Below are 26,863 nucleotides of genomic sequence, written 5' to 3' on the forward strand. Positions count from 1 at the left end.
GCTCGTTATGACTCTGTTTTATTGGATGAGGCAGGATTGGGCACGGACGCAAATCTATGGGAAAATAGGTTATTGCAGTCGTGAGTAGTGAATGAACCATGATCACTGTAAAATTTCCGTCGTTTCTTTACTTTCATATCTTTAAAAAAGGAATAAGTCGTGACTGTCATTCGTTTACCGGACGGGTCTGAGCGCAGGTATGAACACCCGGTGACGGTAGGCGACGTCGCGGCGTCGATTGGCGCAGGACTGGCTCGAGCCGCGCTGGCCGGCAAAGTAAATGGCAAGCTGGTGGATATATCCAGCGCCATCGAAACTGATAGCGACTTGACGATCGTTACCGAAAAGGACGCGGAAGGGCTGGAAATTATCCGTCATTCCAGCGCCCATCTGCTGGCACATGCAGTGAAAGAGCTGTTTCCGGAAGCACAGGTAACCATTGGGCCCGTGATAGAGGATGGCTTTTATTATGATTTTTCCTTTCATCGTCCATTCACACCGGATGATTTGGCCGCAATTGAAAAACGTATGGGTGAAATCAGCGCACGCAACCTGAAAGTCGAGCGCAAAGTTTGGGAGCGTTCTCAGGCAATCAATTTTTTCAAGAACCAGGGCGAGCACTACAAGGCGCAAATCATCGAGAGCATTCCCGGCAATGAGGAAGTTTCGCTCTATTCCCAAGGAAATTTTACCGATTTATGCCGGGGGCCGCATGTGCCTGCCACATCCAGGCTCAAGGTTTTCAAGCTGATGAAGCTTGCGGGAGCATATTGGCGCGGCGACTCACGCAATGAGATGTTACAGCGAATTTACGGCACCGCCTGGGCCAAAAAGGAAGATCAGGACGCCTATCTGCGTCGTCTTGAGGAAGCGGAAAAGCGTGATCACCGTAAACTCGGCAAGCAACTGGATTTGTTTCATATTCAGGAAGAAGCACCAGGTATGGTATTCTGGCATCCCAAGGGCTGGATCATATGGCAGGAGATAGAGCAGTACATGCGGGAAATATTCCGCAATAATGGCTACCTCGAAATTCGCACACCCTCGGTACTGGATAAAGGTCTATGGGAGCGGTCAGGGCACTGGGAAAATTTCCGCGAAAACATGTTTATCACTCAATCGGAAGAGCGTGAATTTTCGGTCAAGCCCATGAACTGTCCTGGTCATGTCCAAGTGTTCAAGCAGGGACTGAAAAGCTATCGGGATTTGCCGTTGCGCCTGGCCGAATTCGGTTCGTGTCATCGTAATGAGCCATCCGGCGCTTTACATGGCATTATGCGAGTGCGGGCATTTACTCAGGACGATGCGCACATTTTTTGCACCGAGGGCCAGGTACAGGGTGAGGTGATACAATTTATTGATCTGTTGCAGAAGGTTTATACCGATTTCGGCTTTGATGAGATACTGGTGAAGCTTTCAACCCGCCCTCAAAAACGCGTGGGTTCGGAGGCGCAGTGGGATAAGGCAGAAGCCGCATTACAAGCCGCATTGAATCATAAGAAGCTCATATGGGAGTTGCAGCCCGGCGAAGGCGCTTTCTATGGACCAAAAATCGAGTTTTCGCTCAAGGACAGCATTGGTCGTTTGTGGCAGTGTGGTACTCTCCAGCTTGACTTTTCCATGCCGGAGCGATTAGATGCCGAATTTGTGGCCGAGGATAATTCCCGTCGGGTGCCAGTCATGCTGCATCGGGCGATTCTCGGGTCATTGGAGCGCTTCATTGGCATTATCCTGGAAAACTATGCAGGTGCCTTGCCGCTTTGGCTTGCCCCGGACCAGGCGGTAGTATTGAATATTTCTCAGGGACAGGCAGAATATGCCCGGAAAGTAGCCGAAGAGCTCAAGCATAACGGCATACGGGCGTGCGCGGACTTGAGAAATGAGAAAATAACTTATAAAATACGGGAACATAGTTTACAAAAGCTACCCTACCAGATCATCGTGGGGGAGAAGGAAGTAGCTGCGCAAACGGTTTCAGTACGAACCCGGGTAGGCTCCGATCTCGGTCAGATGTCTTTGCCGATGCTGATAGAACGGCTCAAAGCAGAGATATGTCTGAGAGCGGGCGAGGTTTGATTTATTAACATATTTGGGGAATTACTATAGTTCAAGAAAAGGCAGCCCGTATCAATCAGGAGATTAATGCGCCCGAGGTGCGCTTGATTGGTGTAGATGGAGAGCAAATAGGCATAGTCGCGCTGGCGGCTGCCAACACTTTGGCGGAGGAAGCCGAGGTCGATTTGGTTGAAATCGCCCCCACGGCTCGACCCCCCGTGTGCCGGCTGATGGATTATGGCAAGTTTCGTTATCAGGAGAGCAAGAAAAAACACGAAGCCAAGCTCAAACAGAAGCAGATCCAGATCAAGGAAGTCAAGTTCCGACCTAACACGGACGATGGCGATTACAACATCAAGCTGCGTAACCTGATCAGTTTTCTTGAAGAAGGTGATAAAGCCAAGATCACGTTGCGGTTTCGCGGACGTGAAATGGCACATCAGGAATTTGGTGTGCGTCTGCTTGAACGCGTCAGGGATGATCTGGAGCCGCATGCGGTGGTTGAGCAGTTTCCCCGAATGGAAGGACGGCAAATGGTGATGGTGCTATCGCCGCGAAAGAAAGAAGTAGCAGTCAAACCAAAGGAAGGGAAGCCGAAGGGGGTTACGGAAACTGATGTAGCCCCCGATTAAAGACATAAACTCACCTGACCATCGCGCAGAAGTTGGAAGTTGGAAAGGGAGTAGCGGGACCGCTTATTCAAGCGTGAATCGGATAACGCGAAAGCGGACACCGGTGTGATATTGCGATTCGAAAAACAAGTGATCTCCGGGTTTAAAGTGTTCCGGTCAGGAAACACCCGGCGTCATGTTAAAGCAGGAGTAATACAATGCCAAAGATGAAAACAAAGAGTGGGGCTGCAAAGCGCTTCACGGTGCGAGCAGGCGGCAGCGTCAAGCGCGCACAGGCGTTCAAACGCCATATTCTTACCAAGAAAAGCACGAAAAACAAGCGTCAGTTACGGGGAACCGTAGGCATTCATTGCAGTGATGTGCCGTCTGTGCGCGCCATGCTGCCTTACGCCTAGGAGAGACCGAGATGCCAAGAGTAAAACGTGGTGTAACGGCTCACGCCCGTCACAAAAAAGTACTGGATCTGGCGAAAGGCTATCGCGGCCGCCGTAAGAACGTTTATCGTATTGCCAAGGAAGCGGTGATGAAAGCGGGGCAATATGCATACCGCGACCGCCGCCAGAAGAAACGTCAGTTTCGGGCTTTGTGGATTGCTCGTATAAACGCCGCTGCGCGGGAATGCGGGTTACCCTACAGCGTTTTCATGAACGGTTTGAGGAAAGCCGCGATTGAAGTGGACCGCAAGGTTCTGGCTGATATTGCAGTATTTGATAAGCCGGCTTTTGCGAAAATAGTCGAGCAGGCCAAAGCCAGCCTGGCCGTATAGCAGTAGTAGCAAAAAAAATCGCTGCGAGGAGGCTAAAGGCAGAGACGCCTTGCCTCCTTTTTTCTTGTAGAGATCCGGTAATCCATCCTATTTTCGTTTGTGTATGACTAATCTGGATCACCTTATCAGTGAAGCCATTGACCTGTTCAATGGTACGGATGAAATTGCCGAGCTGGAGCAAGCCAAGGCGCGCTATTTAGGCCGGCACGGCCGACTGACGGAATTACTGAAGGGATTGGGCAAGCTCCCGCCGGAAGAGCGTCCCGCCGTCGGACATCGCATAAACCAGGCGAAGGAAACCTTGGAAGCGGCACTTGATTTCCGCAGGGATGCGATCCAGGAAAAAAAACTGGAGACACAGTTACTTGAAGAAGCATTGGATGTGACGCTGCCGGGACGCGGTTTGGGAATGGGCGGACTGCATCCAATAACGCGGACCCTGGAACGCATCCAGTCACTATTTCATTCAATTGGGTTTACTGTAGCCACCGGTCCCGAGATCGAAACCGATTTCTACAATTTCACCGCGCTCAATATTCCGGAGAATCATCCGGCACGCGCCATGCACGATACCTTTTACGTCGATGCCGAGGCCGGCAGGCATTTGCTGCGTACACATACCTCGCCGGTCCAAATCCGCTATATGGAGAAAAACCAGCCGCCCTTAAAGGTGATTGCGCCAGGAAGAGTATACCGTTGCGACTCTGATTTAACCCATACTCCCATGTTTCATCAGGTAGAAGGTCTTTGGGTGGATGAAAATGCCAATTTTTCGGCATTAAAAGGTGTCCTGGCCGATTTCATGCAGCAATTTTTCGAGCGGGACGATTTGCCGGTACGCTTCCGTGCTTCTTTTTTTCCGTTTACCGAGCCTTCCGCTGAGATGGATATCCGTTGCGTGAAGTGCGAAAACGGTTGCCGCATATGCAGTTATACCGGATGGCTGGAAGTGCTGGGGTGCGGAATGGTGCATCCTAACGTTCTCAAGCATGTTGGCATAAACAGCGAAAAATATATTGGTTTCGCGTTTGGGCTGGGGGTCGAGCGGTTGGCGATGCTGCGGTACGGCGTAAGCGATTTGCGGTTGTTTTTTGAAAATGATTTACGATTTCTGAAACAGTTTAATTAAAAGACTAACGGGATTACCGGAAACAGCATGTTGCATTTGCCACTCAATTGGTAAATCCAAAAATATCTGGAGAGGCAAGGACGCAGGCATGCCTGGGTAGCGCGGATACTCCCTGCGAATATACTGAAGAGCGGCGAGGTTACGCGAACCCTGGGGCGCAAGTGTGACTCGGCGAGCAGTGGATAAGCGGTAATCGCCAAACACATCGCATGATCCTTGAAAGGCCCCCTCAAGTACACTCGGTCCGTCTCTCCCGCAAAGAGAAATAAATTCAAATGAAATTTTCAGAAAATTGGCTGCGCATTTTTGTTGACCCGCCGTTATCGACGGACGAACTTGCTCAGGCGTTAACCATGGCCGGCCTGGAAGTTGAGGCTATCGAGCCGGTGGCGCCAGCCTTTAGCAAGGTAGTAGTGGCCGAAGTACTATCCGTGCACAAGCACCCGGACGCCGACCACCTTTATATTTGCAAGGTCAATGCGGGTTTGGCGGAGGCTGAAGAGCCGCTCCAGATTGTCTGCGGTGCGGCAAATGTTCGTGCCGGGGTGAAGGTGCCATGTGCGCTGGAAGGAGCGGCGCTGCCGGGTCTTACCATTAAACGGACGAGGATACGTGGAATTGAATCCGCCGGAATGTTATGTTCAGCCAAGGAACTGGGTTTGGAAGAAGTCGCGGCCGGTTTATTGCTGCTTCCGGAGAGTGCACCAACCGGTGGGGATTTTCGACATTATTACGAACTTGAGGATAACCTCCTTACGCTCAAGCTGACGCCCAATCGCGGGGATTGTCTTGGGTTATTCGGCATAGCGCGGGAAGTGGCCGCGATTACATTCGAAGATCTCAAGCCGTTAACGATCAAGCCGATTGGAGGCCAGTTGGATGACACCCTGGCGATACAAGTCGATGCGCCGGACGCTTGCCCTCTTTACTGTGGCAGGGTGGTACGTGGCGTTTCCCTCGATGTTACTACCCCTCAGTGGATAATCCGTCGCCTGGAACGTAGCGGTTTGCGTTCGATCAACGCTGTGGTTGACATCACTAATTACGTAATGCTGGAGACCGGTCAGCCCCTCCATGCTTTCGATCTCGCAAAGATTGCAGGTGCCCTCAGGGGTTCAATTCATGTGCGCTATGCCAAGCCCGGCGAAAGGCTCCAATTATTGAATGGAGAAGACCTTGTACTGCAGCCCGGCATGCTGGTCATAGCGGATGAGGTCAAGCCGCTGGCGCTCGCCGGTATCATGGGCGGGAATGAGAGTGGGGTGGTTCAAGGGGCAACCGATATATTTCTGGAGAGCGCTTTTTTCAGTCCTGAGGTGATCTCCGGTAAATCCTTTTCACTCGGGTTTAGTTCGGATTCAGCGTATCGCTTCGAGCGGGGCGTAGATTTTGGCGCGACACGTGACGCGATGGAGCGCGCAACGGGTTTGATCCTGGATATTTGCGGCGGTGGGACCGGGCCGATTACCCAGGTCAGAGGCAAGTTGCCGCAACGTGATCCCATCCGCCTTCGCGTGGAACGGACCCGGAGAGTGCTGGGCATCGATCTTGGTGAAGCGAGGATTGCCGAATTATTCCGCCGTCTGCAATTCGGTTTTTCCGTGGCGGGAGATGTCTTCCAGGTTACGCCGCCGACTTACCGCTTCGATCTTGCCATCGAAGAAGACCTGATCGAGGAGTTGGCGCGCATACACGGTTACAATCATATACCCGCTACCCTGCCCCAGATGAAACTGGGCATGCTGCCTGCACCTGAAACATTAAAGCCCCTCGCACAGTTGAGGGAAATCATGACGGGGCGGGATTACCAGGAAGTCATCAACTATGCTTTCGTAGATGCATCCTGGGAATTGGAGCTGGCGGGCAACAATGCACCGGTAGCACTGAAAAACCCCCTGTCCAATCAGTTAGCGGTAATGCGCAGCAGCCTGATCGGCGGCCTGGTATCGAACCTGCAATTCAACCTCAACCGTAAGCAGCCCAGAATACGTTTGTTTGAAATTGGAGATTGTTTCGAAAAAAGTGGAGACACTTACGCGCAATATGAAAAATTAGCCGGTCTTTGCTACGGGGATGCAATGACTGAGCAGTGGGGCGAGCGGGCGCGCACGGTAGATTTTTATGATGTAAAAGCAGATATCGAAGCGCTGTTTTGTCCAGCAGCAGTTGAAGTCGAAGCGGCGCCTCACCCGGCGTTGCATCCCGGGAAATCGGCTCTGATCCGCCTGGGTGGCAAAATCGCAGGCTATCTGGGAGAGCTTCATCCTCGCTGGCAACAAAAGTTTGGCTTACCCAAACCGGTTGTGCTGTTCGAGTTGGAGGTGGCAAGCGTCACACGAACCCTGCCGAAAGCGGCGGAGATTTCAAAATATCCACCCATACGGCGGGATATCGCCGTGGTGGTGCCGGAAGATGTTCACGTTCAGGCAATGCTGGACTGCATGCACGCCGAGAAATTACCCGTTATTTCGGAAATTTCCCTGTTTGATGTGTATCATGGCAAAGGTATGGAAAACGGCAAAAAAAGTCTTGCATTCCGTATGTTATTACAAGATACTCAAAAAACGTTAACCGACGCGGAAGCAGATCGGGTTGTCGCACAGTTGATAAATGTTTTGCAGAATCAGTTCGGGGCAAAACTCCGCAGCTGATTAAAGCAGAGTAATGACCAGGGGCTACTGTGCGAACCGATAGTGATTCGCAGTGGCGCCGGATTCGTAGAGATCCCAAGATGGAGAGACGATGGCCGGAGGCTGAGCGCGAATGATTCGCGCTCAGCCTCCATAGAGTGCCGAACCGTCCGATGCCTGCGTCAGTGGATCGAATACTCGATATTATGCTTGCAGGCCATAGGCCCAGGTAACCACTGCGTCTTGTGATATTTCGTTTTGCCAACTCAGCGGCCACTGAATGCTCCCCGGAAATTATTCAGAGGCTACCAGGTTTGAAAGTAACTAAACAGGTGAGGGAGACTATGACCTTAACAAAGGCCGAGCTGGCGGATTTGCTTTTTGAAAAAGTCGGGCTCAACAAGCGCGAAGCCAAAGACATGGTGGAATCCTTTTACGAGGAGGTTCGCGTCGCCCTGCAAAATGGCGATGGCGTCAAGCTTTCCGGCTTCGGCAATTTCCAGCTACGCGACAAGCCGCAACGTCCTGGCCGCAACCCCAAGACAGGAGAAGAGATTCCCATTACTGCCAGAAGAGTAGTCACTTTTCACGCCAGTCAGAAATTGAAGGCAATGGTGGAAGAAAATCACGATGGAAAACGTAACACCTAGCAACGCTCTGCCGCCCATTCCGACGAAGCGCTACTTCACTATTGGCGAAGTTAGCGAGTTATGTGGCGTTAAGCCCCATGTGTTGCGGTATTGGGAACAGGAATTTACACAGTTGAAGCCTGTCAAGCGGCGTGGCAACCGCCGCTATTATCAGCACCATGAAGTACTGCTGATTCGTCGCATCCGGGAGTTGCTCTACGAACACGGTTTCACCATTCATGGCGCTCGCAGCCGTTTGGGGCAGGGTATGGCCGAGGCAGTTCTTCCTGTTTCCGATTCGATTGCGCCACATTCCTCATCAGTCGATCTGGCGCTATTGAGAGATGAAATCAAAAGTGTCGTGTCATTACTTCAATCTTGATCCATTTCTGTAGTTCCGCTCTCGCTCTACGGGTCATAAAGCAGCAATAGCAATTTCTAAGGTTCCTAACCTCTTGGCTTGTTGTTATAATTCCATGTTCGGGGCGTAGCGCAGCCTGGTAGCGTACTTGCATGGGGTGCAAGTGGTCGGAGGTTCAAATCCTCTCGCCCCGACCAATCAAGCTTACGGGTTGATTGATTCTGTCGCATATTGCGGGTATCAGCACCGCTTGCGAATGTTTTTCTCCCGCTAAGCAAAAATTACTTGGGTAACTGTTCGAATGCGCATATTGCTCAGTAACGACGATGGGTATTTTGCGCCAGGTCTCGCCTGTCTCGCCGAAGCGCTTTCCGTTATTGCAGATATCATCGTGGTTGCGCCGGAACGCGACCGGAGTGGCGCCAGCAACTCTCTTACGCTCGATCGGCCCCTGAGTCTCCGCAAGTCCCATAATGGATTCTTTTATGTCAATGGCACGCCCACGGATTGCGTGCACCTGGCTGTCACCGGTATGCTCGACACATTGCCGGATATGGTGGTGTCTGGGATAAATGATGGCGCCAACATGGGTGACGACACGATTTATTCCGGTACCGTAGCTGCTGCGACGGAGGGTTTCCTGCTGGGCATCCCTTCTATTGCCGTCTCTCTTGCCAGCTTTTCCACCGGTAATTTCTCCACCGCCGCACGTATAGCGACTGAAATAGTGCAACGTTTCCAAAACGACAAGCTTCACGGGACGGTATTGCTGAACATCAATGTGCCCGACATCCCATACGACGAATTGCAAGGCATGGAGGTTACCCGGCTTGGCCGTCGGCATAAGGCGGAGCCCGTGGTCAAATCGCGGAGCCCGCGCGGGAATACCGTTTACTGGGTAGGCGCAGCCGGGCCTGCTCAGGATGCGGGAGAGGGCACGGATTTTCTCGCCATTCAGCGTAACCGTGTATCGGTGACCCCGCTGCAAATTGACTTGACACGATATGGGCAGTTGGATGCCGTAAAAGAGTGGTTGAAATAGCAGCACAGCATTTCGGTTATTGTGCATGGTTGAACACCACCCTGTTCAAGGTATCGCTAATTTGAACACCCACTACTCCGGTATCGGCATGACGTCGGCGCGTACTCGTGCGCGCATGATCGAGCGTCTGCGCGCGCGGGGCATCGTTGATGAAGTGGTGCTGGCGGCAATGAGCGTCGTTCCCCGGCACATCTTCGTCGAGGAAATCCTGGCAAACCGTGCTTATGACGACGTGGCATTGCCTATCAATTTCGGTCAGACCATTTCGAGTCCATTTACCGTAGCGCGTATGAGTGAGCTGCTGCGCGCGGGTTCAGGCCTAGACAAGGTGCTTGAGATCGGCTCGGGCTGCGGCTACCAGACCGCAGTACTGGCGCAGTTTGTGCGGGAGGTTTATTCGATCGAGAGAGTCGGGCCCTTGCTTACCCGCACCCGCACTCGTTTGCGACAACTGCGCCTCAACAATGTCCGTCTGAAGCATGCTGACGGGTTGCTCGGGTTGCCCGAGTCCGCACCGTTCGATGGCATTATCTTTACCGCCGCGGCTACACATATTCCAGCAACATTACTTGAACAGCTGGCGATTCGCGGCAGGATAGTTTTTCCCAAGGGAAGCCAGGACCAGTATCTGTGCGTTATCGAACGTAATTTGCAGGGTTATACTGAGACAATGCTTGACGAGGTCAGGTTTGTTCCGATAGTACCCGGAATCTGGAAACGTTAAACGATGCAAAATAAGAGACGGGAATGAGGCGTGCGAGGATCAGGCAGAAGTATTTGAGCAGTGATGCATTGGGCCGCGAATTTTTCAGGGGGCGTCGTTCATTTCGTATGAGCAGTTTTTTTTCTTCAGCCTATTGCCCGCTTCTCGTGTTATGCCTTTTGGTTACGGGTTGTGAATCTACGCCTAATCGCGCGCCGGTAGTCGATCGCGCGACGGTAGAGCCGGAAAATGCCGGTTCCGAGGTATCCATCCGGCGACCTGACGCATACATCATAAAAAAAGGTGACACGCTGTACAGCATCGCGCTGAGCCATGGCATCGATCAGAAGAGTTTGGCGGAGTGGAATAATATTTCGGATCCGGGCGCCATTCATGTCGGACAGCAACTTTACTTATCCTCGCCTTCCCTGCTGGCACAGCCATCGTTATTTCCCATCCGGGAAACGACGCTGCCATCCCCGGTCGTAACCACGCCTGTCATCGTCTCCCCAAACGGAGCAAAACCTCAGGTCAGCACGGATAAGCTGAAAACAGAACCCAGGGGGTTCAAACTACCTTATTCGGACCAGGCCATCGCGCAATTGAAAGACTTACCGGGCGCACTTCCCTTGGTGGTGCCGGTAAAAGTCGACCCGATGACCGAGAAGAATACCGGTACCGAAATTAATCCAATACCTCCAGCAGCAGAAGATCCCAATGACGGCGATCGCGTCGACTGGATCTGGCCAACCAGGGGCAAAATATTGGGCGTTTTCTCGGAAAATTCGAAAGGGATCGATATTTCAGGTAATGCCGGCCAGGCAGTAGCCGCATCCGCCAATGGCAAGGTGGTCTATAGCGGTGCCGGACTGCGCGGTTACGGCAAGCTTATCATTATCAAGCATAACAATACTTACCTCAGCGCCTATGCTCACAACAGCAAGATTCTGGTGAAAGAAGGACAAACAGTAGTAAAAGGCCAGAAGATCGCGGAGATGGGAAATACCGACGCAAGTCTGGTAAAACTTCATTTTGAAATTCGCAAGAATGGAAAACCGGTTGACCCCTTGAAACATTTACCCGGAATATCAGGATGAGCCCATGATGAATCAGCTACAGTATACCGATGACGAGGAATCCTTTGACAAGATGGATCCTGTGGATCCCGATGATATTCTTGAAATTTCCGAAGCGCCCGCCAGCGCGAGCGCCGAACCTCCAAGCGACTTCCTCCTGACAGATGTCACCCAGATCTACTTCAATGATATCGGGCACAATGCGCTGTTGAGTGCGAAGGAAGAGGCGAAATTGACACGCCTGGTCAGGCAGGATGATTTTGATGCGCGTCAGAAAATGATTGAGTGCAACCTGCGTTTGGTGGTCAATATAGCAAAACACTATACCAAACATGGCGTCGCATTACTGGACCTGATCGAAGAAGGAAATATGGGCATGATGCATGCACTGGACAAGTTTGACCCGGAGCGTGGATTTCGTTTTTCGACGTACGCCACCTGGTGGATACGGCAGAACATCGAACGGTGCATCATGAATCAGTCGCGAACCATCCGTTTGCCGGTGCACGTCATCAAAGACTTGAATATCATTTTACACGCCGCCCGTCATCTGGAAGCGCATACGGGAAAGGAGCCCAAACCGGAGGATGTAGCGCATTTACTCGGACGTCCCGTCAAGGAAGTGCAAAGAATGTTGTCCTTGAACATGAGCATGATGTCATTGGATGCGCCGCTTGATGTCGATCCATTATTATCCATTGGTGATGCGATCGCCGACGATAACAATCCCGGCCCCGACCATATGGTGGAACAGTCTGAGATCAAATGTCGCATTCAGGAATGGCTTAACCGGTTGAATGATAAGCAACGGCTCATCATTGAAAAGCGCTATGGCCTTAACGGATACGAAATCCAGACACTGGAGCAATTGGCGACCAATCTCGATCTCACACGGGAGCGCGTGCGCCAGATTCAGTTGGAAGCACTGCAAACATTGCGGGTAATGCTAAGGTGTGATGGGGTATCCAGGGATGGCGTGTTCTAGATTTAAATTCTTCCAGTTCCGGTATTCTTTTAATATTAAACAGACCGGAATCATTTTGAAGATGTGGTAAACCTGCATTGACTCTTTACTAAGGCAAACTTGTCACATAGAATGTTGCCTAAAGTACGAAATTGCAATTTTCAATCCTCGCGCCCGTTTTTACCCGGGAACCCTAAGCCAGCGACCTCGCCATATAGCTGCGGTAATGATATTTATTATTTTCTGACTACCATGACTACGCCACAACCAGAGTTTATAGCACCCTATCCTGACTTGTGTACCGAAGAGGAAATTTCTCGGCTGGTTCATGCCTTTTACGGAAGAGCCAGAAAAGACCCGTTGCTGGGCCCGATTTTCGAAGCGCATGTTACCAATTGGGATGCGCATTTTGTGCAGATGATCGATTTCTGGTCGATGAAGCTGCGCGGCACGAGCCATTTTCGCGGTGCCCCCATGCCCAAGCACGTGGCTCTGCCCGGCCTGACTGCCGAATTATTTGAGCGGTGGCTTCAACTTTTTCGCGAAACCACCAGTGAGATGGAAAACCGGGATCTGCAGTTCAACGCCGATATGCTGGCATTGCATATCGGTGGCAGGCTGTGGCTGAGATATCAGATAGAGCGCTACCCCGACAGGCAACTGGTTGAACTCCAAGGTGCATAGTGCTTGATATGCAACGGGTTTTTGGCGCATTCCAACACAGGTGAGGTAATCGCAATCATCTGCTCATTGCGGGGTGATTTCCGGACGGTTTTCACCTCGCGCATTGATTGAAATTTCTCATCATCCAGGCTCGGACCTTTCAATTCCTGGCTCGATCTCTCTCTGAATGATTCACCTTCCCAAGCCTTCCACCACATATCCTCAGTTACGCTCATGACGTGATTTCGGCTGGCTTCACCCGCTATTTGATTCCGGCGTCTGGCCATCGACGGATTTTGGACGGCAATGCCTGAATAAAGCATTAGATCTCTACCTGCTCTCAGCAAGATGCCAGTGATCGGGTTGGCAGACCGGAAAATGAGGCGGCGGACTGATCTCTTGACGCTTCGACTCCATATTCTGCCGAACAGCAGCGCGCTATTTTCCGCTTATTTCGGATATACTGCCTATAAGAACCGCCTGATCCAGCTATACCGAAGCCAACCTCGATTTCCCTTTTCGATCGGCCGTTGTTCGTAATGATCCCGCGAACTGAATCAGAACGCGTTGTTCTCAGGTCATCTTGGTAATAGCGTATCAATCGGTTTTATTTATTCCCCGGAAATAATTTACCGCTCGGTATTTCGCAAAGGGGAACGGATCGGATTTTATGTCACCACACAAGGAGCAAAAATCATGAGCAACCAAAAGACTGAAAGTGCGCCGCATGTTCTGCCGCCTTTACCCTATCCGGATAATGCGCTGGATCCCGTCATTTCCGCAAATACGCTGAGTTTTCACTATGGCAAGCATCACAAGACTTATGTCGATAACCTCAACAAGCTGATAGCCGGGACCGAGCTCGAGGATTTATCCCTGGAGGAGATCATTGCTTCGGTGGCAGGCAAGGCGGATAAAGCCGGAATTTTCAATAACGCAGCACAGGTCTGGAACCACACTTTTTACTGGAATTCCCTGAAGCCTAAAGGCGGCGGCGAACCGCCAGCAGCGCTGAAGCAAAAAATCGAAGCATCTTTTGGTAGTGTCGAAGCCTGCAAAAAAGAGCTGGCGACTGCGGCAACAACCCAGTTTGGCAGCGGCTGGGCATGGCTGGTACAGGATGGCGATAAGCTCCAGGTCAGCAAGACCGGCAATGCGGATCTGCCATTGACCAAGGGGATAAGGCCCATATTGACGATTGACGTGTGGGAACACGCCTACTATCTGGATTATCAGAATCGTCGCGTGGATTATGTTAATGCAGTGCTGGATAAGCTGATCAATTGGGGCTTTGCAGCGGATAATTGTAGGTAATATACTCCCGGCGTTCCTGTGACAACACAAATTTCAGAACAGCTGGAAATCATCAAGCGTGGTAGCACCGAGATTCTGCCGGGAGACGAACTAGAGCAAAAGCTTGCTTTAAATCGCCCGCTCAGGGTCAAGGCCGGATTTGATCCCACAGCGCCGGACCTGCACCTGGGTCATACCGTTCTGCTCAACAAAATTCGCCATCTACAGGATTTAGGGCACCATGCCCTATTCCTGATTGGTGATTTTACCGGCATGATCGGTGATCCCACCGGCAAGAATATGACGCGCCCCGTTCTTTCTCGCGAGCAAGTGGCCGAGAATGCCAAATCCTATCAGGATCAAGTCTTTCGCATACTCAGGCCCGAGCAGACCGAGGTGGTATTCAATTCCAGCTGGATGGATACGCTCAATGCCGCGGATCTGATCAAACTGGCGGCGACACATACTGTTGCACGCATGCTGGAGCGTGAGGATTTCGGCAAACGCTATCGAAGTAATAAGGCCATTGCTATTCACGAATTTTTGTATCCATTGATTCAGGGCTACGATTCGGTTGCGCTTGGGGCAGACATCGAACTGGGCGGCACCGATCAGAAATTCAATTTGCTGATGGGCCGGGAATTGCAGAAGCACTTCGGACAATTACCGCAGTGTATTATCACCATGCCGCTTCTCGAAGGGTTGGACGGCATCAACAAAATGTCCAAATCAGCCGGCAACTATATCGGCATTACCGAGAACCCCACCGATATGTTCGGCAAGCTCATGTCGATTTCCGATGAGTTGATGTGGCGATATATCGAGCTATTATCATTTGAGCCGGTCAGTACCATTCGCCAGTGGCAGCAGGAAGTGAGAAGCGGCCGCAACCCGCGCGATATCAAAGTGATGTTTGCGCAAGAGCTCGTTACCCGCTTCCACAGCAAACAAGACGCGGAATCGGCATTGGCCGACTTTGAGGCGCGGTTCACGCGCGGTGCGTTGCCGGATGACATGCCTCAGAAGATGTTGTATACTGACGCTGAAGGGTTGCCGATTACACAGTTGCTCAAGCAAGCCGGACTAACCGCCAGTACCACAGAAGCGCTACGCCTGATCGAACAAGGTGGCGTAAGATTGAATGGCGAAAAAGTCAGCGACAAGACCATCAAGTTGAGTCGTGGTGAAAGTGCAGTAGTGCAAGTAGGCAAGCGAAAATTCGCCAGGGTAACGATTTCCTCTTAGCAGAATAAAGAAGTTTGAAATAAACGCTTGACTCTGTTTTTAGTATCCGTATAATGCCGCCTTTCCCTGTGAAGCTTTAAGTTCGCTAAACAGACCGCTCTTTAAAAATTTACAGCCGATAGGTGTGGGCGCTTGAATCGGGACATCTGGCCATATTCGTCTTTCGAGGCAAATATGACTGGAAAATCAAGATTCAAAGTGCTCGCACAATGTAATAAGATTCCTGCGGATATTCTGGTTAATCCGGAATAGAAACTGGAATCATGAAATACGTCAAGCGAGAGTTTTACCAGTATTAAACTGAAGAGTTTGATCCTGGCTCAGATTGAACGCTGGCGGCATGCTTTACACATGCAAGTCGAACGGCAGCACGGGGGCAACCCTGGTGGCGAGTGGCGAACGGGTGAGTAATGCATCGGAACGTATCTTCAAGTGGGGGATAACGCACCGAAAGGTGTGCTAATACCGCATAATCTCTACGGAGAAAAGCAGGGGATCGCAAGACCTTGCGCTTTTGGAGCGGCCGATGTCTGATTAGCTAGTTGGTGAGGTAAAGGCTTACCAAGGCTTCGATCAGTAGCTGGTCTGAGAGGACGACCAGCCACACTGGGACTGAGACACGGCCCAGACTCCTACGGGAGGCAGCAGTGGGGAATTTTGGACAATGGGGGAAACCCTGATCCAGCCATGCCGCGTGAGTGAAGAAGGCCTTCGGGTTGTAAAGCTCTTTCAGCCGGAACGAAACGGTCACGGCTAATACCCGTGATCACTGACGGTACCGGAAGAAGAAGCACCGGCTAACTACGTGCCAGCAGCCGCGGTAATACGTAGGGTGCGAGCGTTAATCGGAATTACTGGGCGTAAAGCGTGCGCAGGCGGTTTTGTAAGTCAGATGTGAAATCCCCGGGCTCAACCTGGGAACTGCGTTTGAAACTACAAGGCTAGAGTGTAGCAGAGGGGGGTGGAATTCCACGTGTAGCAGTGAAATGCGTAGAGATGTGGAGGAACACCGATGGCGAAGGCAGCCCCCTGGGTTAACACTGACGCTCAGGCACGAAAGCGTGGGGAGCAAACAGGATTAGATACCCTGGTAGTCCACGCCCTAAACGATGTCAACTAGTTGTCGGGTCTTAACGGGCTTGGTAACGCAGCTAACGCGTGAAGTTGACCGCCTGGGGAGTACGGTCGCAAGATTAAAACTCAAAGGAATTGACGGGGACCCGCACAAGCGGTGGATTATGTGGATTAATTCGATGCAACGCGAAAAACCTTACCTACCCTTGACATGTACCGAAGTCCGCTGAGAGGTGGATGTGCCCGAAAGGGAACGGTAACACAGGTGCTGCATGGCTGTCGTCAGCTCGTGTCGTGAGATGTTGGGTTAAGTCCCGCAACGAGCGCAACCCTTGTCATTAATTGCCATCATTCAGTTGGGCACTTTAATGAGACTGCCGGTGACAAACCGGAGGAAGGTGGGGATGACGTCAAGTCCTCATGGCCCTTATGGGTAGGGCTTCACACGTAATACAATGGCGCGTACAGAGGGTTGCCAACCCGCGAGGGGGAGCTAATCTCAGAAAGCGCGTCGTAGTCCGGATCGGAGTCTGCAACTCGACTCCGTGAAGTCGGAATCGCTAGTAATCGCGGATCAGCATGTCGCGGTGAATACGTTCCCGGGTCTTGTACACACCGCCCGTCACACCATGGGAGTGGGTTCCACCAGAAGCAGGTAGTCTAACCGCAAGGAGGGCGCCTGCCACGGTGAGATTCATGACTGGGGTGAAGTCGTAACAAGGTAGCCGTAGGGGAACCTGCGGCTGGATCACCTCCTTTCTAGAGAAATTCCTGTTTCAAGCGCTCACAACCTATCGGTTGTCTAAAAAGCAAAGCTAGGGGGCTAAGGAGCCATAGGCTAATACGACAAAAGCCCATCTCTTTGTTTCCAGGCTCTGTTCGGGGTCTGTAGCTCAGTTGGTTAGAGCACACGCTTGATAAGCGTGGGGTCGGTGGTTCAAATCCACCCAGACCCACCAACTAACGGGGGTGTAGCTCAGTTGGGAGAGCACCTGCTTTGCAAGCAGGGGGTCATCGGTTCGATCCCGTTCACCTCCACCAATTCGGAAATTGGAATTCGCATGAATTCAGTTAGAAAGTAGAAGTAAACGATAACGTTTACTTCTGGTTTTTACCAGCGGCTGTACTTCGGGAATAGAATAAAAAGTATCCGGGTATTTATATTATCACTCCCTGATTCTTTACAAAACTGTTTCTCGACGTTCTTTAAAAATTTGGAAGAAGTAAAGTATTTCATATTCAATGAATACGTGCGTCCTTAATTGGATCACGTACTCCAGGGATGTGAAATAATGGGTTAGATTGTATCGACTCATCGCGTTTTTAGTCGGACGCGATGTGAGCAAACAACTATAACCAAAAGGTTTGGAAGATAAAATGAAGACTCCGGGTTTCAGGCCGGCTTCCGATTGCTTCCGAAGCCCTTAAGGTTATAGGATCAAGCGAATAAGTGCATGTGGTGGATGCCTTGGCGATTACAGGCGATGAAGGGCGTGGTAGCCTGCGAAAAGCTCCGGGGAGCTGGCAAACAAGCATTGATCCGGAGATGTCCGAATGGGGAAACCCGGCCCGCAAGGGTCAACGTTGGCTGAATATATAGGTCAATCGTGGCGAACCTGGCGAACTGAAACATCTAAGTAGCCAGAGGAACAGAAATCAACCGAGATTCCCAGAGTAGTGGCGAGCGAAATGGGAGGAGCCTCCAATCTTTAGCATTTGAACTAGCCGAACCGTCTGGAAAGTCGGGCCATAGTGGGTGATAGCCCCGTAGGCGAAAGTTTAGATGTGGAACTAGGATTGGGACAAGTAGGGCGGGACACGAGAAATCCTGTCTGAATATGGGGGGACCATCCTCCAAGGCTAAATACTCGTAATCGACCGATAGTGAACCAGTACCGTGAGGGAAAGGCGAAAAGAACCCCGGGAGGGGAGTGAAATAGATCCTGAAACCGCATGCATACAAACAGTGGGAGCGGACTTGTTCCGTGACTGCGTACCTTTTGTATAATGGGTCAGCGACTTACATTCAGTAGCGAGCTTAACCGAATAGGGGAGGCATAGCGAAAGCGAGTCTTAATAGGGCGATTAGTTGCTGGGTGTAGACCCGAAACCAGATGATCTACTCATGGCCAGGATGAAGCGGGGGTAACACCTCGTGGAGGTCCGAACCCACTAATGTTGAAAAATTAGGGGATGAGCTGTGGGTAGGGGTGAAAGGCTAAACAAATCTGGAAATAGCTGGTTCTCTCCGAAAACTATTTAGGTAGTGCCTCACGTATCACCTTCGGGGGTAGAGCACTGTTATGGCTAGGGGGCCGTTTAGGCCTACCAAACCATGGCAAACTCCGAATACCGAAGAGTGCGAGCGTGGGAGTCAGACATCGGGTGCTAACGTCCGGTGTCGAAAGGGAAACAACCCAGACCCTCAGCTAAGGTCCCAAAGACACAGTTAAGTGGTAAACGAAGTGGGAAGGCTAAAACAGTCAGGAGGTTGGCTTAGAAGCAGCCATCCTTTAAAGAAAGCGTAATAGCTCACTGATCGAGTCGTCCTGCGCGGAAGATGTAACGGGGCTCAAACTGTGCACCGAAGCTAGGGATTTACACGCAAGTGTAGATGGTAGGAGAGCGTTCCGTAGGCCTGCGAAGGTGGCTTGAGAAGGCTGCTGGAGGTATCGGAAGTGCGAATGCTGACATGAGTAGCGATAAAGGGAGTGAAAAGCTCCCTCGCCGTAAGCCCAAGGTTTCCTGCGCAACGTTCATCGGCGCAGGGTGAGTCGGCCCCTAAGGTGAGGCAGAAATGCGTAGCTGATGGGAAACTGTTTAATATTCCAGTACCTTTATTCAATGCGATGTGGGGACGGAGAAGGTTAGCTCGGCCGGGTGTTGGACGTCCCGGTTGAAGCGTGTAGACGTGCCGCCCAGGCAAATCCGGGCGGCTTAGTTGAGGCGTGATAACGAAACGCCCTTCGGGGCGCCAAGTGAGTGATACCCTGCTTCCAGGAAAAGCCACTAAGCTTCAGTTGAATGAAGACCGTACCGAAAACCGACACAGGTGGGCGGGATGAAAATTCCAAGGCGCTTGAGAGAACTCAGGAGAAGGAACTCGGCAAATTGACACCGTAACTTCGGGATAAGGTGTGCCCCCGGTACGTGTAGCGCCTCGCGCGTGAAGCGGATGGGGGTTGCAAAGAAATGGTGGCTGCGACTGTTTAATAAAAACACAGCACTCTGCAAACACGAAAGTGGACGTATAGAGTGTGACGCCTGCCCGGTGCCGGAAGGTTAATTGATGGGGTGCAAGCCCTTGATCGAAGCCCCGGTAAACGGCGGCCGTAACTATAACGGTCCTAAGGTAGCGAAATTCCTTGTCGGGTAAGTTCCGACCTGCACGAATGGCGTAACGATGGCCACACTGTCTCCTCCTGAGACTCAGCGAAGTTGAAATGTTTGTGAAGATGCAATCTCCCCGCGGCTAGACGGAAAGACCCCGTGCACCTTTACTGTAGCTTTACATTGGACTTTGACAATATCTGTGTAGGATAGGTGGGAGGCGTTGAAGTGGGCTCGCTAGAGTTCATGGAGCCGACGTTGAAATACCACCCTGGTATTGTTGAGGTTCTAACCTAGGTCCATTATCTGGATCGGGGACCGTGTATGGTAGGCAGTTTGACTGGGGCGGTCTCCTCCCAAAGTGTAACGGAGGAGTACGAAGGTACGCTAGGTACGGTCGGAAATCGTGCTGATAGTGCAATGGCAAAAGCGTGCTTGACTGCGAGACTGACAAGTCGAGCAGATGCGAAAGCAGGTCATAGTGATCCGGTGGTTCTGTATGGAAGGGCCATCGCTCAACGGATAAAAGGTACGCCGGGGATAACAGGCTGATTCCTCCCAAGAGTTCATATCGACGGGGGAGTTTGGCACCTCGATGTCGGCTCATCACATCCTGGGGCTGTAGCCGGTCCCAAGGGTATGGCTGTTCGCCATTTAAAGTGGTACGTGAGCTGGGTTTAAAACGTCGTGAGACAGTTTGGTCCCTATCTGCCGTGGGCGTTGGAAGTTTGAGGGGACCTGCTCCTAGTACGAGAGGACCGGAGTGGACGCACCTCTGGTGTACCGGTTATGACGCCAGTCGTATCGCCGGGTAGCTAAGTGCGGAAGAGATAACCGCTGAAAGCATCTAAGCGGGAAACTCGCCTCAAGATAAGACTTCCCGGGGGTAAAACCCCCCTAAAGGTTCGTCGAAGACCACGACGTTGATAGGTCGGGTGTGGAAGCGCAGTAATGTGTTAAGCTAACCGATACTAATTGACCGTGAGGCTTGATCCTATAACCTTAAGCAAGGCATGGAATGTGAAGAATAGACGTTTAATTCACATGCTCGTGTCAGGTAAATTGTTTGTAGAGATACAAAATAATCCAGATTTACTTCTTCCAGATCATTGGCTTGCGATAGAAGCCCAAGACTTTTAGTCATTGGCTTCCGTCGTTTGCCATTAAAGTTACGCTTGGCGGTCATAGCGCTTTGGACCCACCCCTTCCCATCTCGAACAGGGTCGTGAAACGAAGTCGCGCCGATGATAGTGTGTTTTCACATGCGAAAGTAGGTCACTGCCAGGCACCTTATAAAAAGCCCCGTTCTTGGAACGGGGTTTTTTTTTGCGCCCAGTATGGGCGCACTCCTGCGGGTGCAAGTCCCGTCGTATGTTGATCACAGCGAACGAAGCGAAGCACAATTGCACGCGAGCAGCCAAATGTGGGGGACGGAAGCGTGGGGGAAGCGATGAGCCAAGGAACGAATCGGATAGAAGGTGCTGTCAAGCAAGGCGAGCGCGCCATAGCCCCACGAAGCTCTCATGATGAAGGCGAAGACGAATTGGCGTAAAATCGGGCGACCGCATAGTGAAGGAGTAGTTCTTGCAGGAAATATTCAAGTACCTCGATATTGAACGCATCGCGCTAGATGTCCACGCTCACTTCCCTCTGACGCCAATCGGAGGTGACTAAGGCAATTCTGCACCTGGTTGGATTTCAGGGCGAATGGTAAGGAGATTCATCATGAAACTACAGCGGTTTTTATCCCTGACGCTAACGTTGATCTTCTGCTTCGCAGCGGGACGTGCCGCCGCGCAGCCGGGCAATGAACCCTATCGGGCAGCAGTTGGCGTCGATGGCGTGCAACAGGTGAATATGCTGGCGGGCGGCTATTTTTTCAGGCCCAGCCACATCATCGTCAAAGTCGACGTACCTGTAAGGTTTGTAGTTCGCGTGGAGCAGGGAATCGTTCCCCATGGCCTGGTGCTTAAGGCGCCCGAAGCGAATATCTCGATCAATGCAGACCTGAGCCGGGAGTCCCAAACATTCACCTTCACCCCAAGCGCGCCCGGCAGGTATGCTTTCTATTGCCCAAAGAAGCTGCTCTTTTTCAAGAGCCACAGGGAACACGGGATGGAGGGTATTCTGGAAGTCGTTGAGTAGCCGGCATCGGTCTCAATGTATCTGCGCCGGAAAGAGATCGAATCGGGCGGGTTTGATGAAAACCTGATCACCCCGGATCAATTGTAATTCGCGGAAACGCTCCTTGCTGATTTCGACCTGTATCAGTTCCCCGCTGCTGTCGCCGTCGCGGATCAGCTCAAGACGCACTACGGGGCCGACCGAGAGAATATGAGAGATGCGCGCCGCAAGCGCGCCGCTACCGTTAACCGCTCGGTCCACGTGGATATCATGAGGACGCACGTAAGCTACCGCCGCCAGTTCCTCTGCTTCTATGTGCTCGGGCGCGTCGACCTCGATACCGTCTATCCACGCGCGTCCCTTATGTAACCGGCCGTGGAACAGATTCACCTTGCCTAGAAATTCGTACACGAATGGACTTGCCGGCTGCTCATACACCTCGTCCGGCGTGCCGATCTGCTCGATACGGCCCTCATTCATGACCACTACCCGGTCAGCCACTTCCAATGCTTCCTCCTGATCATGGGTAACGAACACGCTGGTGATATGCATTTCGTCGTGTAGCCTTCGCAACCAGGCGCGGAGTTCTTTCCGTACCTTGGCGTCGAGTGCTCCAAAAGGCTCATCCAATAATAACACTTTAGGTTCTACCGCCAGCGCCCGCGCAAGGGCGACGCGCTGGCGCTGGCCCCCCGAAAGCTGGTGCGGGTGGCGGTCCGCCAGCCAGTCGAGTTGTACCAGCTTCAGCAAATTATGCACCCGGTCGTTGATCTCCGTGTTGGTCGGGCGGACGTTTTTAGCACGTACGCGCAAGCCGAATGCGACATTCTCGAAGATGGTCATATTCCGGAACAGCGCATAGTGCTGAAATACGAAACCTACCTGGCGGTCGCGCACATGCTGCCCGGTTGCGTCTTCGCCCTGGAACAGCACATGGCCGGCATCTGCAGCCTCCAGCCCGGCAATGACACGCAGTAATGTTGTCTTTCCAGAGCCCGACGGTCCGAGCAATGCAAGCAATTCACCCGTGCGGACCTCAAGGCTGACGTCTCGCAATGCAGCAAAATTTCCAAATTGCTTGGAAAGGTTACGTACTTCGATGCTCATTGGCATTCTCCATCTGCTGTTTGTTTCTGGATTCAACGAACGCCTTCAGCGCGAGCGTCACCAATGCAAGCAACGCCAGCAGTGACGCTACCGCAAAGGCAGCGGCGAAGTTGTATTCGTTGTAAAGGATCTCGACGTGAAGCGGCAGGGTATTGGTACTGCCGCGAATGTGGCCGGATACCACGGATACCGCGCCGAATTCGCCCATTGCCCGGGCATTGCAGAGGATGGTGCCATACAACAGGCCCCACTTGATGTTCGGGAGCGTAACACGGAAGAATATCTGCCAGCCGTTGGCGCCCAGTACCACCGCCGCCTCCTCCTCTTCGGTACCCTGTGCCTGCATCAATGGGATCAGCTCACGTGCGATAAAAGGAACGGTCACGAAGATAGTGGCGAGGACGATGCCGGGTATCGCAAAAATTATCTTGATGTCGTTTTCCGCCAGCCAGGGTCCCAGCCAGCCCTGCAGGCCGAAGATAAGTACATAGATCAGTCCCGCCACCACTGGCGAAACCGAGAAGGGCAAATCGATAAGCGTTATCAGCAGGCTCTTGCCGCGGAACTCGAACTTGGCAATAGCCCAAGCGGCTGCTACGCCGAATATCAAGTTGAGTGGCACTGCGATCGCCGCGGCCGTCAGGGTAAGTTGGATCGCCGCTACTGCATCGGGTTCCGTGATGGCGGCCACGTAGACATCCACGCCTTTTTTCAAGGCCTCGTAGAAGACCAGGATCAATGGTATGAAGAGAAACAGCGCCAGGAAGGCGAGCGCCAGTCCAATCAAGACCCAACGTACCCAGCCAGGCTCGTCCGTAACCACCCGACGTTTGCCGACGGGTATTGGAAGGACAGTAGTACTCATCGGCGCATCCTCATATGGCGGCGCTCCGGCGCCGGCTCCACCATTGCAGCAGATTGATGATCAACAGCATCACAAACGAAATGACGAGCATGACCACCGCCAATGCCGTGGCGCCTGCATAATCGTATTGCTCAAGCTTGGTAACGATCAGGAGAGGTGTGATCTCGGATATCATCGGCATATTGCCGGCAATAAAAATTACCGAGCCGTATTCACCGATGGCGCGGGCGAAGGCGAGCGCAAAGCCGGTTGTCAGGGCAGGAAAAATCGTGGGAAAAATGACTTTCGCGAAAGTTTGCAGCCGGGATGCACCCAGCGTAGCGGCCGCTTCCTCCAATTCCCATTCGATATCTTCGAGTACCGGCTGTACCGTTCTTACGACAAAAGGCAAACCGATAAAAGTCAGTGCGATGAAAATACCAATTGGCGTAAAAGCGATCTTGATCCCGAGCGGTTCGAAATATTGGCCGATCCAGCCATTTCCCGAATAGAGTGCAGTCAGCACAATGCCCGCCACCGCCGTCGGCAACGCAAACGGAAGATCTACCAACGCATCCACCAGTTTCTTGCCCGGAAAGCGATAGCGTACCAGTATCCACGCCACCAGAAGACCGAATACAGCATTGACCAGTGCCGCTGCAAATGAAGCACCGAACGTCAATCGGTACGATGCCATTACCCGCGGAGTCGTCACCATGGCCCAGAATTCCGGCCATGTGAGCGCAGACGTACGGATGAATGCAGCCGAAAGAGGGATAAGCACGATCAGGCTCAGATAAACCAGGGTAAATCCAAGTGCCAGGTTGAACCCCGGCAGAACGCTATGTCGTTTGAATGTACTCAACCTTGCACTCCGGTCAGCTGAAATTTATATCTGGATTCATCGATCGGCCGCCTGCGGGTTGATGCACATTCACGGCGCCGCCCGGTCCATCCACTTCGACCGTGCGGGCCGGTTCCCCAAGGAAACGACCTTGCAATAGATCCGCACCTGAGCGAACCGCAGCGATCACCTGCTGCCTGGTTTCGATACCTCTTGCCAGGATGACGGCCCCCAGGCGATGGGCTGTGTCCAGCAGCGTATCTATTCCATCATGTTGCAGCAGGGTGGAAGCATTCAGCCTCACGACGTCCGGGTACAGGCTCCCCAGTTCCGCCATGTCGCCGTCATTTGGGCCGCTGTGATTCACCGCAATGCGATAACCACGCGATCGATAGTTTCCGATTACGCGCCTGAGCAACCTCAAGTCGCGATTCACTTCGCTCGGAATCTCGATCACCACCCGGGAGGTTCTGATTCCGATGAGATTCAGTATGTTCTCAAACGCCAGTCCGTGGTCGTCCTTGACGCTCTCCAGAAGGCGGGGGTGCACGCTGACGAAAAGACTGCCTTGTCCGGAGGCAACCTCGAAATAATTGATCGCATGCAGCGTACGGCAGAGGCGATCCACGCTGACCAGTAAAGCGTCCTCGGAAGCCAGGGCGAAGACTCCCCAGGGCGACATCACAGCATCGCGATCCGGCTTGGACCGGATGTAAGCAGAATGCCCCGCCACACGGCGTTCATTTGCACTGAATACTGGCTGAAAGACACTGGATAGCTGATTGTTTAAAAAATAGCCAACTATCCAGCCATCTTCCGCGCGCTGTAAAAGATGATCGGTAACTGCCTGGATTTGCTCGAATTCGTAATGTTTATTTCTTGCTTCCATATTCATGTGCCTCTCCTCTTCAGGCATGAATCCGGTCCAACCCGGTAAAGTTGCCTGGATGCCAGCGTGTCAATCCGTTCATGAATTCCGACCCGATTGGGTAGCCGTCGCGACAGGGACTCTCCGCTAATTCGAGCCTCTCCAGCTTTTGGCGCAGGTCATGCGTCGAGCTGCGGCAGAACACCAGCGGTATGTCTCTTCTATACGCTTGCTGCTTCAAAGCGTTCGACACGCCATGGCTGACATAATCGTGCAGTATCACCACCAGCCGGGCACTAACGGGAATCGCGCGTCGGGTAACTCTTGGCTGCCGGCCATCCCAGTGTTCGACACGCCTCAAGCCGTGCGCGAGGAGTTCCCGCCTTAACGTTTCAATGTAATCTCCGCCGATGATCAATGCTGTCATGTCAACCCCCGATTTATGATTTACTTCCACGAGTCGAAGTTTTCAGCCCAAATTTTCATTGCTGATAAATCTGGTCAAACGTGCCTCCATCGGCAAAATGTAGCTTATGCGCGTTCTTCCAGCCGCCAAACGCGTCATCGATCTTGAACAGCTTGATGGCCGGGAATCGATCTGCATATTTCGCTGCAACCTTCGAATCGGTGGGCCGGTAGAAGTTTTTCGCGGCTATTTCCTGGCCTTGTTCCGAGTAGAGATATTTGAGATAAGCTTCCGCGATATCGCGTGTGCCTTTCCTGTCGACGACCTTGTCTATCACCGTGACGGGCGGCTCCGCCAAGATGCTGATCGAGGGCGCGACAATCTCGAATTTACCGATACCAAGCTCCTTGATAGCGAGAAAGGCCTCGTTTTCCCACGAGATGAAGACATCGCCAATGCCGCGCTCAACGAAAGTCGTGGTAGAACCGCGTGCACCGGAATCCAGCACGGGAACATTCCTGTAAATCCTGGCCACAAACTCCTTTGCCTTGGCGTCGTTACCATAGCTCCGCTTTCCATACTCCCAGGCCGCCAGATAATTCCAGCGCGCGCCCCCCGAAGTTTTAGGGTTGGGGGTAATTACCGATATGCCGGGCCTGGCCAGGTCGTTCCAGTCCTTGATATTCTTGGGATTGCCTTTGCGCACCAGTAGCACGATGGTCGATGTGTAGGGTGTGCTGTTATGTGGCAAACGCTTCTGCCAATCTCCTGGAATCAGCTTCGCCTTCTCTGCAATTTCGTTGATATCGTTGGCCAGCGCCAATGTCACCACATCGGCATCAAGACCATCGATGACGGACCGTGCCTGCTTGCCGGAGCCGCCGTGAGACTGCTTGATGGCGACCTTTTCCCCGGTTTTTGTCTCCCAGTGCTTCACGAATGCCGCGTTGAATTCCTGATAAAGCTCACGCGTTGGATCATAGGAAACATTCAACAGCGTTCTGTCCGCCGCCGCGCTTCCGCCAGCCAGGAGGCCTCCAATCAGCAGACCCGTTGTCAGCCATGGTTTGAATTTCAT

22 protein-coding genes, 3 tRNA genes and 3 rRNA genes are annotated in these 26,863 nt (G+C 52.3%); 22 read left to right on the top strand and 6 right to left on the bottom strand.

The genetic code is table 11. The features are described from left to right. The first annotated feature begins 159 nt into the window (after positions 1 to 159). From thrS to KJS40_RS02310, 22 genes are all read left to right on the top strand, one after another. On the top strand, positions 160 to 2,076 hold the full coding sequence (gene thrS, locus KJS40_RS02205; RefSeq protein ID WP_213538904.1) for a threonine--tRNA ligase: 1,917 nt from the start codon (positions 160 to 162) through the stop codon (positions 2,074 to 2,076). Positions 2,077 to 2,096: 20 nt separating this feature from the next. After that, a complete protein-coding gene (gene infC / locus KJS40_RS02210) occupies positions 2,097 to 2,687 on the top strand; it encodes a translation initiation factor IF-3 (protein ID WP_348529553.1) in 591 nt (196 codons plus the stop codon). Between the two features lie 197 nt (positions 2,688 to 2,884). Further along, on the top strand, positions 2,885 to 3,082 hold the full coding sequence (gene rpmI, locus KJS40_RS02215) for a 50S ribosomal protein L35 (RefSeq protein WP_025040482.1): 198 nt from the start codon (positions 2,885 to 2,887) through the stop codon (positions 3,080 to 3,082). Positions 3,083 to 3,093: 11 nt separating this feature from the next. Continuing rightward, positions 3,094 to 3,453 carry a 50S ribosomal protein L20 gene (gene rplT, locus KJS40_RS02220; protein WP_025040481.1) on the top strand — a complete coding sequence of 120 codons (360 nt, stop codon included), beginning with the start codon at positions 3,094 to 3,096 and terminating at the stop codon, positions 3,451 to 3,453. A gap of 103 nt (positions 3,454 to 3,556) precedes the next feature. Beyond that, the gene (gene pheS / locus KJS40_RS02225) at positions 3,557 to 4,582 is read left to right on the top strand and encodes a phenylalanine--tRNA ligase subunit alpha (RefSeq protein ID WP_213538905.1); all 1,026 of its coding nucleotides are present in this window, start codon (positions 3,557 to 3,559) and stop codon (positions 4,580 to 4,582) included. A 275-nt stretch (positions 4,583 to 4,857) separates the two neighbouring features. Continuing rightward, on the top strand, positions 4,858 to 7,233 hold the full coding sequence (gene pheT / locus KJS40_RS02230) for a phenylalanine--tRNA ligase subunit beta (RefSeq protein ID WP_213538906.1): 2,376 nt from the start codon (positions 4,858 to 4,860) through the stop codon (positions 7,231 to 7,233). Positions 7,234 to 7,556: 323 nt separating this feature from the next. Continuing rightward, on the top strand, positions 7,557 to 7,862 hold the full coding sequence (locus KJS40_RS02235; protein ID WP_025040478.1) for an integration host factor subunit alpha: 306 nt from the start codon (positions 7,557 to 7,559) through the stop codon (positions 7,860 to 7,862). Continuing rightward, positions 7,843 to 8,223, top strand: coding sequence for a MerR family transcriptional regulator (locus KJS40_RS02240; protein WP_213538907.1), 381 nt, complete (start codon positions 7,843 to 7,845; stop codon positions 8,221 to 8,223). Before KJS40_RS02235 ends, KJS40_RS02240 begins: the two co-directional genes overlap by 20 nt. A 99-nt stretch (positions 8,224 to 8,322) precedes the next feature. Next, positions 8,323 to 8,399: transfer RNA gene (locus KJS40_RS02245), tRNA-Pro, on the top strand. Positions 8,400 to 8,503: 104 nt separating this feature from the next. Continuing rightward, a complete protein-coding gene (surE, locus tag KJS40_RS02250; RefSeq protein WP_025040476.1) occupies positions 8,504 to 9,244 on the top strand; it encodes a 5'/3'-nucleotidase SurE in 741 nt (246 codons plus the stop codon). A gap of 61 nt (positions 9,245 to 9,305) precedes the next feature. After that, positions 9,306 to 9,968, top strand: a complete 663-nt coding sequence (locus KJS40_RS02255) for a protein-L-isoaspartate(D-aspartate) O-methyltransferase (protein ID WP_025040475.1) — start codon at positions 9,306 to 9,308, stop codon at positions 9,966 to 9,968. A gap of 107 nt (positions 9,969 to 10,075) precedes the next feature. Then, complete coding sequence (locus tag KJS40_RS02260; RefSeq protein WP_244859662.1) at positions 10,076 to 11,044, top strand: peptidoglycan DD-metalloendopeptidase family protein; 969 nt, start codon at positions 10,076 to 10,078, stop codon at positions 11,042 to 11,044. A 7-nt stretch (positions 11,045 to 11,051) separates the two neighbouring features. Further along, the gene (gene rpoS, locus KJS40_RS02265; protein ID WP_213539676.1) at positions 11,052 to 12,008 is read left to right on the top strand and encodes an RNA polymerase sigma factor RpoS; all 957 of its coding nucleotides are present in this window, start codon (positions 11,052 to 11,054) and stop codon (positions 12,006 to 12,008) included. A 231-nt stretch (positions 12,009 to 12,239) separates the two neighbouring features. Beyond that, positions 12,240 to 12,671, top strand: a complete 432-nt coding sequence (locus tag KJS40_RS02270; protein ID WP_107728977.1) for a group III truncated hemoglobin — start codon at positions 12,240 to 12,242, stop codon at positions 12,669 to 12,671. 675 nt (positions 12,672 to 13,346) lie between these two features. Then, the gene (locus KJS40_RS02275) at positions 13,347 to 13,964 is read left to right on the top strand and encodes a superoxide dismutase (RefSeq protein ID WP_213538909.1); all 618 of its coding nucleotides are present in this window, start codon (positions 13,347 to 13,349) and stop codon (positions 13,962 to 13,964) included. Between the two features lie 18 nt (positions 13,965 to 13,982). Next, the gene (gene tyrS / locus KJS40_RS02280; RefSeq protein ID WP_213538910.1) at positions 13,983 to 15,188 is read left to right on the top strand and encodes a tyrosine--tRNA ligase; all 1,206 of its coding nucleotides are present in this window, start codon (positions 13,983 to 13,985) and stop codon (positions 15,186 to 15,188) included. 297 nt (positions 15,189 to 15,485) lie between these two features. Beyond that, a 16S ribosomal RNA gene (locus tag KJS40_RS02285) occupies positions 15,486 to 17,021 on the top strand. Positions 17,022 to 17,144: 123 nt separating this feature from the next. Beyond that, a tRNA-Ile gene (locus KJS40_RS02290) sits at positions 17,145 to 17,221 on the top strand. A 6-nt stretch (positions 17,222 to 17,227) separates the two neighbouring features. Further along, positions 17,228 to 17,303: transfer RNA gene (locus tag KJS40_RS02295), tRNA-Ala, on the top strand. A 395-nt stretch (positions 17,304 to 17,698) separates the two neighbouring features. After that, positions 17,699 to 20,588, top strand: a 23S ribosomal RNA gene (locus tag KJS40_RS02300). Positions 20,589 to 20,766: 178 nt separating this feature from the next. Next, a 5S ribosomal RNA gene (gene rrf, locus KJS40_RS02305) occupies positions 20,767 to 20,879 on the top strand. The 16S, 23S and 5S rRNA genes sit together here with 2 tRNA genes alongside, the layout of an rRNA operon. A 438-nt stretch (positions 20,880 to 21,317) precedes the next feature. Next, the gene (locus KJS40_RS02310) at positions 21,318 to 21,737 is read left to right on the top strand and encodes a quinol oxidase (RefSeq protein ID WP_213538911.1); all 420 of its coding nucleotides are present in this window, start codon (positions 21,318 to 21,320) and stop codon (positions 21,735 to 21,737) included. A 12-nt stretch (positions 21,738 to 21,749) separates the two neighbouring features. Here the strand turns inward: KJS40_RS02310 and KJS40_RS02315 are convergent, their stop codons facing one another. From KJS40_RS02315 to KJS40_RS02340, 6 genes are read right to left on the bottom strand one after another with little or no spacing between them, the layout of a single operon-like run. Beyond that, positions 21,750 to 22,823, bottom strand: a complete 1,074-nt coding sequence (locus KJS40_RS02315) for a sulfate ABC transporter ATP-binding protein (RefSeq protein ID WP_213538912.1) — start codon at positions 22,821 to 22,823, stop codon at positions 21,750 to 21,752. Further along, positions 22,804 to 23,688, bottom strand: coding sequence for a sulfate ABC transporter permease subunit CysW (cysW, locus tag KJS40_RS02320; protein ID WP_213538913.1), 885 nt, complete (start codon positions 23,686 to 23,688; stop codon positions 22,804 to 22,806). The genes KJS40_RS02315 and cysW overlap by 20 nt, the downstream gene beginning before the upstream one ends. A 10-nt stretch (positions 23,689 to 23,698) precedes the next feature. Then, positions 23,699 to 24,532, bottom strand: coding sequence for a sulfate ABC transporter permease subunit CysT (gene cysT, locus KJS40_RS02325; RefSeq protein ID WP_213538914.1), 834 nt, complete (start codon positions 24,530 to 24,532; stop codon positions 23,699 to 23,701). Between the two features lie 13 nt (positions 24,533 to 24,545). After that, positions 24,546 to 25,406, bottom strand: coding sequence for an EAL domain-containing protein (locus KJS40_RS02330; RefSeq protein ID WP_244859663.1), 861 nt, complete (start codon positions 25,404 to 25,406; stop codon positions 24,546 to 24,548). A gap of 13 nt (positions 25,407 to 25,419) precedes the next feature. Further along, complete coding sequence (locus tag KJS40_RS02335; RefSeq protein ID WP_213538915.1) at positions 25,420 to 25,806, bottom strand: DUF2325 domain-containing protein; 387 nt, start codon at positions 25,804 to 25,806, stop codon at positions 25,420 to 25,422. A gap of 55 nt (positions 25,807 to 25,861) precedes the next feature. Continuing rightward, positions 25,862 to 26,863, bottom strand: coding sequence for a sulfate ABC transporter substrate-binding protein (locus tag KJS40_RS02340; RefSeq protein WP_213538916.1), 1,002 nt, complete (start codon positions 26,861 to 26,863; stop codon positions 25,862 to 25,864).

The organism is Nitrosospira sp. NRS527, assembly GCF_018406445.1.
In the GTDB taxonomy this organism is placed as follows: domain Bacteria; phylum Pseudomonadota; class Gammaproteobacteria; order Burkholderiales; family Nitrosomonadaceae; genus Nitrosospira; species Nitrosospira briensis.